Genomic DNA, 13,947 nt, shown 5'->3' on the forward strand with positions numbered 1-13,947 from the left:
CAGCGATGCGGAGGTATTTTATGAAAAAGCTTTCTCGCACGAAAATCAGAAAGGAATGGATATGGGCGTATATTTTCATTGCGCCCATGTTCATTGGAACTCTGATATTTGGATTATTTCCAATCGTGTATTCATTTGTTCTTTCAGTGACAGACTGGAATCTGTTATCCGGATTTGGTGGATTTGTCGGGCTGAAGAATTTTGTTACTGTGTTTACATCAAAGACGACTCTTGCGGAAATACGGAACACTCTGGTTTATGCGGGAGTATCTGTGCCGATCACATTGATTCTTTCGGTATTTTTTGCCAGTCTTCTCAGCAAGAAGCTCAAAGGAAAAAGATTCTTCCGTATTGTATACTTTCTTCCTAACATCATCATGCCGGCAGCCGTTGCCATGGTATGGAGATGGCTTTTGAACACAAGATACGGTCTGGTGAATATTGTACTGGGACATTTGGGATTACCGACTCCTTCCTGGATCTCGGATCCGAAATTCATTATGATCTCACTGATCATCGTGGAAGTATGGAGCGGAATCGGCTACAATACGATTATTCTTCTGGCTGCGATTCAGGGAATTTCAGCAGAAATGTATGAATCAGCAGACCTGGACGGTGCAAGTGGATTCCAGAAATTCTGGAAGATCACATTACCGCTGGTTTCTCCGTCTATGTTTTTCCTTCTGACGATGGGACTGATGAAGGCAATGCGTGCGTTCGATATGATCTATATGTTCATTGGAAAAGATGCATGGAGTACAGGTGGACCGCTGCTTGAGGCAGTAAGAACGATGGTTTATGGCATCTACTTTAACGGATTTACCCGTATGGATATGGGAATGGCATCAGCAGAATCTGTTGTACTGTTTGTAATGATCATGATCGTAACCGGAATTCAATTCAAACTTCAGGATAAATGGGTTAATTATGACTAGGAGGAGTGCCAAATGAGTATCAAAAAGAGACAGAAAAGATCGGCTTTATTAGCATATATCATACTGGCAGTCGGTGCGGTGTTCATGATTATCCCATTCCTGTGGATGGTTCTGACTTCATTTAAAACATATCGTGAGACAGTCAAACTGCCTATTCAGTGGTTTCCGGCAGAGTGGAACCTCGATAATTATGTCGAAGTATTAAAACAGCTGGATTTCCTGCGATATTACAGGAACACGATTCTGGTTACTGCAACGACACTTATAGCCATGACATTGATCGCATCTTTGGCGGCGTATGCTTTTGCAAGGATGGAATTTCCCGGAAAAAATGTAATTTTTGCATTGCTTCTGGTCGTTTATATGGTTCCACCGCAGATGACGATGATCCCGAAATATATGATGATCACAAAACTTGGCTGGGTCGACACACTGGCAGGTATCGTAGTTCCGAATATATTCAGTGTGTATACAATGTTCATGCTGCGGCAGTTTTTTGTTTCAGTTCCGAAAGAACTGGATGAAGCTGCAAAGCTGGATGGATGTTCTTTCTTCGAAATCTTCTGGCGGGTTGACCTGCCACTGATCCGAAACGGACTGATCGCAATTACAGTATTGAATCTGCTGTGGTCCTGGAATGACCTGCTGTGGCCATTGATCGCAACAAGTACAGATAAAATGCGAGTATTGTCCGTTGCGATTGCTACATTGAATAATTCAGACGGTTCACAGTATCAGCTTCTGATGGCGGCAGGTGTGCTTGCAGTACTTCCGATGCTGGTGATCTATGCAATCTGTCAGGAATATTTTATGGATGGCATTATGTCATCAGGTGTGAAAGGGTGACGTGGAATGTCGTTGATCAGGGATTTGTTTTTTGAAAGCTGGAAGGATCATGGACCGAAGGATGCGGAGAGAAAAGCGGAGCAGTGTCCGCCGTCCGGTGTGCTTGCAAGACGGGACATTGTATACCTTAAAGAAAATGGCCGTATGGAGCTTATGGATATCTTTTTTCCGGAGAAGGCAGAGGGAACTTTACCGGTGATCGTAGATGTCCATGGCGGCGGCTGGGTATACGGAAACAAAGAATTGAATGAATATTACTGTATGGAACTTGCGAAACTGGGATTTGTAGTCTGTGATATCAATTACAGACTGTGCCCGGTGACGGATCTGAAAGGACAGGTACAGGATGTGACAGCTGCACTGCAATGGGTATTTGAGCATATTCATCAGTATGGCGGAAACAGCGAACAGGTATCTGTAACCGGTGATTCTGCGGGTGCACAGCTGGCATTTCTGGTCTGTGCGGCAGCAGCGAATGAAACATATCGCAGGGCTTATGGGATTTCTTCTTTGAAGAAACCGATAAAAGCTCTGGGACTGACCTGTCCGGTCGTATGTCTGCATGAAATGGCAAAATCTCAGGATGAAATGACAAGAGAGTGGATGCAGGTGCTTTATGGGGGAGAACCGGAGCAGTCCTCTTTGTGGAACTGTTCGGATTATGCAGACATTCTGGCGGGCTGCAAAGAGCTTCCGCAGATTTACATCCTGACAACAAAAGGTGACCAGAAATATTACTGTCAGTCGAAGGCACTGCATGATCTGATGGAGCAAGAAGAGATAAAGCATGTGTACCGGGAATGGGAATCCATGGAAAGCAAAGATTTGGGACATGTATTTAATGTGCTGTATCCGGCATACAGGGACAGTCAGACGGCAAACAGAGAAATGACGGACTTTTATCTTAGTGTTTACGGGTAATATCAGGGATATATATGAGGGAATAAGCATTGAATACAGCTATATTGTGGGCTGAACAATTTGGAATCGGAACGATTCTTCTCCGACTGTGCCTTGCATTATTCTGTGGGGGCATAATCGGACTGGAAAGGGCAAAAAAGCACCAGTCAGCGGGGTTTCGTACTTATATGCTGGTTTGTCTCGGAAGTACACTGACAATGCTGCTCGGACAGTATGAATATTATCTGATCTGTACTGCGGGCAGCGGAAGTGTGGATGTGTCAAGACTTGGCGCTCAGGTGATCAATGGAATTGGTTTTATTGCTACAGGAACGATTCTGGTCACAGATCGTCAGGAAGTAAAAGGACTGACTACCGCAGCAGCACTCTGGGCATCTGCGTGCATGGGGCTGGCGATAGGTGTCGGATTTTATGAATGCGTGGCTGTGGGAATCGTATTGATTTTTTTGTGCATTCATGTATTGCCTTTTTGGGAAAATCGAATTTCAGAAAATTCGTCTTATATGAATTTGTATATTGGCTTTCAGTCGGTAGAAGATGTACGGACGATTGCAAACTACATGAAATCCCAGAACTGGAAGATCTATGGCATTGATATTGAACGGGGAAATAAGAATACAAAGGGCAGATTTCAGGCTGCTTTTTCAATAAAACTGCCCGAAAAACAGCCGCACTCACAGGTGGTTGCGATGCTTTATGAACTGGACAGTGTAAGCACGATAACGGTAATCTGAATGCAGGAGGACGATAAATGCTGAAAATGCTGGATCCCCTGAGGGCGATCACTCTTTATTCTGTCGCTTTTCGTATGGTACTGGCCTGTATATGCGGCGGAATCATCGGAATTGAAAGAGAATATAAGCACCGGCCGGCAGGATTCCGTACACATATACTGATCTGCCTTGGGGCATCTATGACAACGCTGACCAGTCAGTATCTGTCGTTGATCATGAATTATACGACGGATATCTCAAGGCTTGGGGCGCAGGTGATCTCCGGGATTGGTTTTATTGGTGCCGGAACGATCATTGTGACAAAACGTCAGCGGGTGAAAGGGCTGACTACTGCTTCCGGACTGTGGACTGTGGCAATCGTGGGTCTGGCGGTCGGAGCCGGGTTTTATGAAGGGGCAGTTTACGCAAGCGTGGGAATTTTTCTGGCGGAAAGTATTTTTACCAAAGTCGGGCATTATGTACAGAAGTATTCGCCGGAGATCAATGTGTATATGGAGTATGCAGAGCGCAGATGTCTGAAACCAGTACTGCAGGTGTATCGGGCGAATAATGTGAAGGTTCTGGATATTGAAGTTGCCAAAGCATCCGAGAACGGAGAAAATGGATTTTATGCAATGTTTGCACTGCGAATCAATAAGGGATGTTCGGAGCAGCTGCTTGAAAAAATGCTTATGGATATCGAAGGTGTTAATCTCGTAGAAAAATTGTGAAAAGAGCATAAAAAGATAAGAAGCAGATACGGATAGTCGTTCCGGAACTTTGAGAGATATCATATCAAAGCCGGGCGACTGTTTTTTATTTGGGTGAATGTGGAAAAAGTGCGGTAAACATAATGTTTTAGCACTGTAAAAAGTGAATGAACTTTTTGAAAGAGTATTGAAAAACTTCTGAAAATGCTTTACACTATACAACGAATATGTGTAGAACGATAACAAGGTTTCCTATTATATGCAAGCTATAAGACGGGAACTGGAGATGGAGGAATGAATCATGGCAGAGAAACAGATAAAAACCATCGGTGTACTTACAAGTGGCGGTGACGCTCCGGGAATGAACGCTGCGATCCGTGCTGTTGTAAGACGAGGACTGAGCAGCGGACTGAATGTAAAAGGTATTTACAAGGGATACAACGGTCTTCTTAATGAAGAAATCGTTGATATGACTGCCAGAGATGTATCTGATACAATCGAACGAGGCGGTACAATCCTTTATACAGCAAGATGTGCAGAATTCCGTACACCGGAAGGACAGCAGCGTGGTGCAGAAATCTGTAAGAAACACGGAATCGACGGACTGGTAGTAATCGGTGGAGACGGTTCTTTTGCCGGTGCGCAGAAACTGGCAAATCTTGGAATCAACACAATCGGTGTTCCAGGTACGATCGATCTGGATATTGCCTGCACAGAGTATACAATTGGATTTGATACAGCTGTAAATACAGCAATGGAGGCAATCGATAAAGTTCGTGATACTTCCACATCTCACGAAAGATGCAGTATTATCGAAGTTATGGGACGTAATGCAGGATACCTTGCTATGTGGTGCGGTATTGCCAACGGAGCAGAGGATGTCCTGATTCCTGAAAAATATGACTATGATGAGCAGAAACTGATCAACAACATTATTGCAAGCCGTAAAGCCGGAAAGAAACACCATATCATCGTAAATGCAGAGGGTATCGGTCATTCAGAGGCTATGGCAAGACGTATCGAAGCAGCTACAGGTATTGAGACACGTGCTACGATCCTTGGTCACATGCAGCGTGGTGGTAACCCGACATGTAAAGACCGTGTATATGCATCTATGATGGGTGCACTTGCAGTAGATCTTCTTGTGCAGGGCAAATCCTGTCGAGTTGTTGGATACCGTCATGGTGAATTTATGGACTTTGATATTAATGAAGCACTTGCTATGCAGAAAGATGTATCTCCATACATGTGGGAGGTATGTAACTCACTTTCTCATAACTACAAAAAATAAAAATCAAATGCTTATAACAGCGGAGGCCACCGTCAGGCGGCCTCCGTTCTGGATTAGAGGAGTAACTGTATGATTTCCAGTGCGCAGAATACACAGGTAAAAAACATCATAAAATTGAATCAGAAGGCAAAGGCAAGACGAGAACAGGGTCTTTTTATTGCAGAAGGCAGAAAGATGTTTCTCGAAGCTCCGGATAACTGGATCGAGAAGATTTATGTGGCAGAGTCCATGCTGGAAGACGAAGAAGTGATGGCAAAAGTACGAAGATTTTCCTGGGATGCGGTTGAGAATGGTGTGTTCAGACAGATGTGTGATACACAGACACCGCAGGGAATCCTCACGGTACTCAGACAGCCTTCTTATAAGCTGGAAGATCTTCTGAGGGAGGAAAAACCGCTTCTGATGGTTCTGGAGGATTTACAGGATCCCGGAAATGCCGGTACGATCATCCGCACCGGTGAGGGGGCTGGTGTCAGTGGCGTTTTTCTGACAAAAACCTGTGTAGATATCACGAATCCGAAGGTGATTCGTGCAACGATGGGATCTGTTTACAGAATTCCTTTTTTCTACGTGGAAGATGTGGTATCATTAAAACAGAAACTTCAAAACAGAGGAATCCGCTTTTTTGCCGCACATTTACAGGGTAAAAATTTTTATGACAGGGAATCCTATAAAGACGGAACTGCTTTTCTGGTCGGAAACGAAGGAAAGGGTCTGACAGATCAGGCCGCAGAAGCAGCAGATTGTCTGATCAGAATTCCGATGTGTGGTCAGGTGGAATCCCTTAATGCAGCTATGGCTGCCGGCATACTGATGTATGAGGCGGCAAGGCAGAGGAGGGGATAGGATGGAACCGATCATGTGGCTGATCGTGCTGGCTGTTCTTCTTGTGATCGAGGCGATCACAGTGGGGCTTACTACGATCTGGTTTGCAGGTGGTGCGCTGATCGCAGCGATTGCGTCTGGTCTGGGAGCCGGTGTACTCATGCAGTGGATTCTGTTTCTGGTTATTTCGCTGATACTTCTGATCTTTACAAGGCCTCTGGCGGTCCGATATATGAATAAAGGAGTGCCAAAGACAAATGTGAACAGCCTGATCGGGGAAAAGGCTGTTGTGATTCAGCAGATCAATAATCTGGAACAGACCGGGCAGGTCCGTATCAATGACATTGAGTGGATGGCAAGAACATCTTCTGATGAAGTAACGATCCCGGAACAGACAGTCGTAACGATTGAAGCTGTTCAGGGAGTAAAACTGATTGTAAAACAAGAAAAGGAGGGTAAGTAACATGGCAGGAATTATTATCTTTGTAGTACTTATCGTACTTGTACTCTGGATCCTGGCATCCTGCATCCGTATCGTACCGCAGGCCTATGCGATCGTTGTAGAACGTCTTGGTGCGTACAAAGAAACATGGAACACAGGTATTCATTTCAAAACACCATTTATTGACCGTGTGGCACGCAGAGTCAACCTGAAAGAGCAGGTTGTGGATTTTCCACCGCAGCCGGTTATCACAAAGGATAACGTAACGATGCAGATCGATACCGTTGTATTTTTCCAGATCACAGATCCGAAGCTTTTTGCATATGGTGTGGAAAATCCGATCATGGCAATCGAAAATCTGTCAGCAACAACCCTTAGAAATATCATCGGTGATATGGAACTCGACGAGACACTGACATCCCGTGAAGTCATCAATACCAAAATGCGTGCATCTCTGGATGTGGCAACAGACCCATGGGGAATCAAAGTAAACCGTGTGGAATTAAAGAACATCATTCCTCCGGCTGCGATTCAGGAAGCCATGGAGAAACAGATGAAAGCAGAACGTGAGAGACGTGAAGCAATCCTTCGTGCAGAAGGTGAGAAGAAATCTACGATCCTTGTTGCAGAAGGTAAGAAAGAATCTGCAATCCTTGATGCGGAAGCTGAGAAACAGGCTGCGATCCTCAAGGCTGAGGCTCAGAAAGAGCGTATGATCAAAGAGGCAGAAGGTCAGGCTGAGGCAGTTCTTAAGGTACAGCATGCGAATGCGGAGGGTATCCGAATGATCCGCGAAGCCGGTGCGGATCAGGCAGTTCTTACACTGAAGAGCCTGGAAGCGTTTGGCAAGGCGGCAGACGGTAAGGCAACCAAGATCATTATCCCGTCCGAGATCCAGGGACTGGCAGGTCTTGCATCATCTCTGAAAGAGATTGTTACGGATGAGAAGAAAACTGAAGAATGATCTTTCATAAAAAATTATGATATAAAGAAACACGAGAAAGAGGAGTAACTGTTATGAACTTAAAAGGACGCAATTTTCTTACACTGAAAGATTTTACACCAGAAGAGATCACATACATGATCGATCTTGCCGCTGAATTAAAAGCAAAGAAAAAAGCAGGAGAGCTTCATGAATATTACAAAGGCAAAAACATTGCCCTGATCTTCGAAAAAACAAGTACCAGAACACGTTGTGCATTTGAAGTAGCTGCTCATGATCTTGGAATGGGCAGTACATATCTGGATCCGACCGGTTCCCAGATCGGTAAAAAAGAAAGTATTGCAGATACTGCAAGAGTTCTTGGAAGAATGTATGAAGGAATCGAATACAGAGGATTTGGACAGGATATCGTTGAGGAACTGGCTAAATATGCAGGTGTTCCGGTATGGAATGGTCTGACAAACGAATATCATCCGACACAGATGCTGGCAGATATGCTGACCATCCGTGAACATTTCGGAGATCTCAAAGGCCGTCGTCTGGTATACATGGGTGATGCCCGTTACAACATGGGTAACTCACTGATGATCGCATGCTCCAAACTTGGTATGCATTTTGTAGCCTGCACAACAAAGAAATATTTCCCGAATCAGGAACTGGTTGATCTGTGCAAAACTTACGCAGAGGCTTCCGGCGGAAGTGTCACTCTGACAGAAGATGTGCAGACAGGAACAAAGGACGCAGATGTTATCTATACAGATGTATGGGTATCCATGGGTGAACCGGATGAAGTATGGGAAGAACGTATCAAAGATCTGACACCATACAAAGTAACTGCTGATGTTATGAAAAACGCAGGAGAAAAGGCAATCTTCCTTCACTGCCTGCCAGCATTCCATGACCTCAAGACAAAGATCGGCAAGGAAATGGGAGAACGCTTCAACCTGACAGACATGGAAGTTACAGATGAAGTCTTTGAATCTGCACAGTCTCATGTATTTGATGAAGCTGAGAACCGTATGCATACGATCAAGGCTGTTATGGTTGCTACTCTTGGAGAGCCGGAGAACAAATGATAAATACTGTATATTCAAAAGAAACAATTTCAAATGAGATACATACAAAATGGGCGGGCAAAACCGTCCATTTTGCAAAAGAAACAGATTCCACGAATGAGTGGTGCAAACGCATGTCCAAAGAAAATGCAGAGCACGGAACACTGGCTGTTGCAGAATTTCAGTCTGCCGGCAAAGGAAGACTGGGACGCAAGTGGATCGCGCCGGAAGGCAGCTCGATCATGATGTCTATTCTTCTAAGGCCGGAGTTTGAGCCGCAGTATGCATCCATGCTGACCCTTGTTATGGGACTGAGTGTGGCTCAGGCAGTCCATGAACTTGGAGTAGAAGTTTCTATCAAATGGCCGAATGATGTGGTCGTTTCCCACAAAAAGATCTGCGGAATCCTGACAGAGATGGGACTTCAGGACGGAAAGATACGTGAAGTAGTAATTGGTCTTGGAATCAATGTGAATCTGGAAGAGATTCAGGATGACCTCAAAGATAAAGCGACTTCTCTGTATCTGGAAACAGGTAAAAAATACGACAGAAACCGTCTGATCGGGCTGGTTATGGATAAATTTGAAATCAATTATGAGAAATTTATCCAGACCTGTGATCTCTCCATGATGCTGGATGATTACAATATGCTGCTTGCAAATAAGAGTCAGCCGGTACGTGTGCTGGACAAGCTCAACCCGTATGAGGGTGTTGCCCTGGAAATTGACAGGGATGGTGCATTGCTTGTACGTGTGGAAAGCGGAGAGATTCGTAAAGTGTGTTCCGGAGAGGTTTCTGTGCGAGGTCTGTACAGTTATATCTGATTTCAACTTGAATGTGTGATGAATAAAGTATAGGTTGCTGTGAACGGAGTGAACAGTAACTATCTGAGCAAATATAATATAGGGAGTTATGGTTTATATGTATCAGGAAAATGTTGTGCTCTGCGGTGCAAGTGCCTATGAGCAGAAATACTATTTCAACCAGGATTTTGATTCTCTTCCGGAATCAATCAAACAGGAACTGCATATTATGTGTGTGCTTTATACAGAAGAGATCGGTGGAATCCTGACGCTGGAATTTGACGAGGATGGAAATCTGCAGTTCAAGACAGAAGCACTGGATGCAGATGCCATGTATGATGAAATCGGAAGTGTTCTCAGAATCAAAAAATTGCAGACAGAAAAGAGAGAACTTCTGCAGTCACTGGAAATGTATTATCGGGTATTTTTCCTTGGAGAAACCATTGAAGATGATGGTGAGATGATTGGTAAGGAAAGCTGATCTATGGGAGTACTTATGAACATGAAATGGAAAATCGGGTCTGTGGAGATGGACAATCCCTTTATTCTGGCTCCGATGGCAGGTGTTACAGATCTTCCTTTCCGTATTCTGTGCAAAGAACAGGGAGCGGGGCTTTTGTGTACTGAAATGGTCAGTGCAAAAGCGATTTCCTTCCATAATAAGAATACAATTTCTCTTATGCAGATCGATCCGGCAGAGCATCCGGTTTCCATGCAGATTTTTGGCAGTGAACCGGATCTGATGGCAGAAGTGGCGAAGAGCATTGAGGAGCAGCCGTTTGATATTCTGGATATTAATATGGGCTGTCCGGTTCCGAAGGTAGTCAATAATGGGGAAGGTTCTGCTTTATTGAAAAATCCCGAGTTGATTCGGGAAATTGTGACAAAGGTTTCGCATGCAGTGAAGAAACCAGTCACAGCGAAGATTCGTATTGGTTTTGAGGGATATCCGGTAGATGCTGTGGAGATTGCAAAGATTATTGAGGATTCCGGTGCTGCCGCAATAGCAGTCCATGGAAGAACAAGACAGCAGTATTATGCGGGAGAAGCAGACTGGGATACGATTCGCAAGATCAAAGAATCAGTGTCGATTCCTGTCATTGGAAACGGTGATGTGGATTCGCCGAAAAAAGCCGGGGCTCTGGTGCGTGAGACAGGTTGTGATGGCATTATGATCGGGCGTGCGGTGAGGGGAAATCCATGGATCTTCCGTGAGATGAATCATTATTTCACAACAGGAGAGCTGCTTTCTCGCCCGTCCTGGGAAGAGATTCGTGAAATGATCCTCCGTCATGCCAGAATGCAGATCGAATTGAAGGGTGAATTTACCGGAATCCGTGAAATGCGTAAGCATATCGCATGGTATACTTCCGGAATGAAACACAGTGCGGGGCTGCGCAGAGATTCCAATCTGGTCAGCAGTTATGAGGAACTGGAGAAGTTACTGGACCGAACTTTGTAAAGAGTGTTATAAAGAAATTACAAAAGCTGGTTTTTCGTGATTTATTGCGGAATTCCGGCTTTTTTAGTTCTTGACAAGGTATATAGATTTGGGTATAATACAGGAATTGTGAATATCCTAGAATAAGTCTGCCCGTTTTGAGGTATGATGTTTTGGGGAAACTGTTTACAGGTACTATCCCGCGAGATATTTGGCCGGAGTTTATGGCAGAATATCCGCCTATTTTGAAAGGGTGTAAGGATTATGGAAGAAAAGAAGAATTTATTAACATATGCAGGTCTTAAGAAACTGGAAGACGAACTGCATGATTTAAAAGTTGTCAAAAGAAAAGAAGTTGCAGGAAAGATCAAAGAAGCAAGAGAGCAGGGAGACCTTTCTGAGAACGCTGAATACGATGCAGCAAAAGATGAGCAGAGAGATATTGAAGCAAGAATTGAAGAGATCGAGAAGATCCTTAAGAATGCGGAAGTTGTTGTAGAAGACGAAGTGGATCTGGATAAGATCAGCGTTGGATGTAAAGTTAAAGTACATGACTTTGAATTCGAAGAAGATATGGAATTAAAGATCGTTGGTTCTACAGAGGCTAACAGCCTGGAAGGCAAGATTTCCAATGAATCTCCTGTAGGAAAAGCCCTGATCGGTGCACACACAGGTGATGTTGTTGAAGTAGAAATGCCGATGGGAATCATGAAATACAAAGTTCTGGAAATCCAGAGAAACGTTTAATTAAGTTAAAGAACAGAAGGAGGCCAACGAAGTGGCAGAGCAGAAGAAGCAGGATACAAATCAGCTGCTGAAGGTTCGTCGTGAAAAGCTTGCAGACCTGCAGGCAAATGGCAAGGACCCATTTCAGATCACAAAATTTGACCAGACACATCACTCACTTGAGGTAAAGAATCTCTATGAAGCACATGAAGCAGAGATTCTGAAAGACCACAAAACTCCGGATGTAGAAGGTCTTGATGAAGTACAGGCAAGAGAAGTCCTCAAAAAGGACTATGAAGAAAGAAGAGAGATCATGGATGCGAACCCGATCCATGTAGCAATCGCGGGCCGTATGATGTTCAAGCGTGTCATGGGTAAAGCTTCTTTCTGTAATATCCAGGACCTGCAGGGAAATATTCAGGTCTATGTGGCAAGAGATGCGATCGGAGAAGAATCCTATGCAGATTTCAAGAAATCTGATATCGGTGATATCTTCGGACTGGAAGGTTTTGCTTTCAGAACAAGAACCGGTGAGATCTCTATCCATGCAGAAAAAATGACAATGTTATCCAAGAGTTTACAGATTCTTCCGGAGAAATTCCACGGACTGACAGATACAGATACCCGTTATCGTCAGAGATATGTAGACCTTATCATGAATCAGGACAGCAAGAATGTATTTATCAAACGTTCCCAGATCCTGAAAGAGATCCGTAACTTCCTTGCAGGACGCGACTTCATGGAAGTTGAGACACCAATGCTGGTTTCCAACGCAGGTGGTGCCGCTGCAAGACCGTTTGAAACACATTACAATGCACTGAACGAAGATGTTAAGCTTCGTATTTCTCTGGAACTCTACCTCAAGAGACTGATCGTTGGTGGTCTTGAGAGAGTTTATGAGATCGGCCGTGTATTCCGTAATGAGGGCGTTGATACCCGTCACAACCCGGAATTCACTCTGATGGAGCTTTATCAGGCATATACAGATTATGAGGGAATGATGGAACTGACAGAGTCCATGTTCCGTTACCTGGCTGAGAAGGTTTGTGGTTCCACAAAGATTTCCTACAATGGTATCGAGATCGACCTTGGTAAGCCGTTTGAACGTCTGACCATGAATGATGCGATTAAGAAATATGCAGGAATCGACTTTGACGAAGTAGCAGATGATGAAGCAGCCAAGAAACTTGCTGCTGAGCATCATATTGAATATGAGGAGCGCCATAAGAAAGGTGATATCATCAACCTCTTCTTCGAAGAATACTGTGAGAAAGAGCTGATCCAGCCGACATTCATCATGGATCACCCGATCGAGATTTCTCCGCTGACCAAGAAGAAACCTTCTGATCCGAATAAGGTAGAGCGTTTCGAACTTTTCATCAATACATGGGAAATGTGTAACGCATACTCCGAGCTGAACGACCCGATCGATCAGAGAGAGCGTTTCAAAGCCCAGGATGCTCTTGCTGATGCCGGTGATGAGGAAGCAAACCATACAGATGAAGACTTCCTGAACGCACTGGAGATCGGTATGCCGCCTACAGGTGGTATCGGATACGGAATCGACCGTCTGGTTATGCTCCTGACAGACAGCCAGGCAATCAGAGACGTACTTCTGTTCCCAACAATGAAGTCACTGGATTCTGATAAGAATTCTGCGAAGTCAGAAAACAGCACTTCCACAGAAGAAGCTCAGGCAAACGACAACAACGGATTCTTCACACCAAATGAGAAGATCAACTTCTCCAATGTAAAGGTTGAGCCACTGTTTGAAGAAGATGTTGATTTCGATACATTCAGCAAATCTGACTTCCGTGCAGTGAAGGTTAAAGAGTGTGTTGCAGTTCCGAAGAGCAAGAAGCTCCTTCAGTTCACTCTGGATGATGGAACAGGCACAGACCGTACTATCCTTTCCGGAATCCACGCTTACTACGAGCCAGAAGAACTGGTAGGCAAAACCTTGATCGCCATCACAAACCTGCCGCCACGTAAAATGATGGGAATCGAATCCTGTGGTATGTTGCTCAGTGCAGTAAATAACCTTAAGGATTCCGAGGATGAAGAACTTCATCTGATCATGGTTGATAACCATATCCCGGCTGGGGCGAAGCTGTACTAAGATAAGAGAATATATAGAGGGGCTGGATTGAATTCCAGCCCCTCAGATTATAGACAAAGGGGCTGTCGGTTAATAATGATTTTTAACAACATCAGCTCCAAATAAAATTATCCCGGCAAGTACAAGGCTTTTATGCTTGCAGCTTGTGCGGGATAGTTTTATTTTAACGAACAGTTT

Annotated in this window: 15 protein-coding genes; all 15 read left to right on the forward strand. The window is 44.3% G+C overall.

All coding sequences use genetic code 11. The features are described from left to right. Positions 1-20: 20 nt before the first annotated feature. The 15 genes from KQI91_RS13790 (at position 21) to lysS (ending at position 13,770) form a co-directional block, all read left to right on the forward strand. A complete protein-coding gene (locus tag KQI91_RS13790; protein ID WP_216393344.1) occupies positions 21-935 on the forward strand; it encodes a carbohydrate ABC transporter permease in 915 nt (304 codons plus the stop codon). A gap of 12 nt (positions 936-947) precedes the next feature. Beyond that, positions 948-1,781 carry a carbohydrate ABC transporter permease gene (locus KQI91_RS13795; protein ID WP_216393345.1) on the forward strand — a complete coding sequence of 278 codons (834 nt, stop codon included), beginning with the start codon at positions 948-950 and terminating at the stop codon, positions 1,779-1,781. Positions 1,782-1,787: 6 nt separating this feature from the next. Further along, positions 1,788-2,702 carry an alpha/beta hydrolase gene (locus tag KQI91_RS13800; protein WP_216393346.1) on the forward strand — a complete coding sequence of 305 codons (915 nt, stop codon included), beginning with the start codon at positions 1,788-1,790 and terminating at the stop codon, positions 2,700-2,702. 29 nt (positions 2,703-2,731) lie between these two features. Next, positions 2,732-3,436 (forward strand): MgtC/SapB family protein, encoded by a 705-nt coding sequence (locus KQI91_RS13805; protein WP_253288616.1) that lies wholly within the window; start codon positions 2,732-2,734, stop codon positions 3,434-3,436. Between the two features lie 17 nt (positions 3,437-3,453). Next, positions 3,454-4,146, forward strand: a complete 693-nt coding sequence (locus KQI91_RS13810; RefSeq protein ID WP_216393347.1) for an MgtC/SapB family protein — start codon at positions 3,454-3,456, stop codon at positions 4,144-4,146. A 280-nt stretch (positions 4,147-4,426) separates the two neighbouring features. Beyond that, positions 4,427-5,416 carry a 6-phosphofructokinase gene (gene pfkA, locus KQI91_RS13815; RefSeq protein ID WP_005421513.1) on the forward strand — a complete coding sequence of 330 codons (990 nt, stop codon included), beginning with the start codon at positions 4,427-4,429 and terminating at the stop codon, positions 5,414-5,416. 69 nt (positions 5,417-5,485) lie between these two features. After that, a complete protein-coding gene (locus KQI91_RS13820; RefSeq protein WP_216393348.1) occupies positions 5,486-6,262 on the forward strand; it encodes a TrmH family RNA methyltransferase in 777 nt (258 codons plus the stop codon). Between the two features lies 1 nt (position 6,263). Beyond that, entirely contained in the window at positions 6,264-6,704 is a 441-nt protein-coding gene (locus KQI91_RS13825) for an NfeD family protein (protein ID WP_216393349.1), read from the forward strand. 1 nt (position 6,705) lies between these two features. Then, positions 6,706-7,647 carry an SPFH domain-containing protein gene (locus KQI91_RS13830; protein ID WP_216393350.1) on the forward strand — a complete coding sequence of 314 codons (942 nt, stop codon included), beginning with the start codon at positions 6,706-6,708 and terminating at the stop codon, positions 7,645-7,647. A gap of 53 nt (positions 7,648-7,700) precedes the next feature. After that, positions 7,701-8,702, forward strand: a complete 1,002-nt coding sequence (gene argF / locus KQI91_RS13835) for an ornithine carbamoyltransferase (protein ID WP_022387805.1) — start codon at positions 7,701-7,703, stop codon at positions 8,700-8,702. Then, a complete protein-coding gene (locus KQI91_RS13840; RefSeq protein WP_216393351.1) occupies positions 8,699-9,505 on the forward strand; it encodes a biotin--[acetyl-CoA-carboxylase] ligase in 807 nt (268 codons plus the stop codon). Before argF ends, KQI91_RS13840 begins: the two co-directional genes overlap by 4 nt. 97 nt (positions 9,506-9,602) lie before the next feature. Beyond that, complete coding sequence (locus tag KQI91_RS13845; protein WP_216393352.1) at positions 9,603-9,965, forward strand: DUF6145 family protein; 363 nt, start codon at positions 9,603-9,605, stop codon at positions 9,963-9,965. Between the two features lie 21 nt (positions 9,966-9,986). Then, a complete protein-coding gene (dusB, locus tag KQI91_RS13850; RefSeq protein WP_334300698.1) occupies positions 9,987-10,946 on the forward strand; it encodes a tRNA dihydrouridine synthase DusB in 960 nt (319 codons plus the stop codon). 243 nt (positions 10,947-11,189) lie between these two features. Then, entirely contained in the window at positions 11,190-11,672 is a 483-nt protein-coding gene (gene greA, locus KQI91_RS13855) for a transcription elongation factor GreA (protein WP_216393353.1), read from the forward strand. A gap of 31 nt (positions 11,673-11,703) precedes the next feature. Then, on the forward strand, positions 11,704-13,770 hold the full coding sequence (gene lysS, locus KQI91_RS13860) for a lysine--tRNA ligase (RefSeq protein WP_216393354.1): 2,067 nt from the start codon (positions 11,704-11,706) through the stop codon (positions 13,768-13,770). The last annotated feature ends 177 nt before the right edge of the window (positions 13,771-13,947 follow it).

The sequence above is a fragment of the Blautia sp. MSJ-19 genome, from assembly GCF_018918125.1.
GTDB lineage: Bacteria > Bacillota > Clostridia > Lachnospirales > Lachnospiraceae > Blautia_A.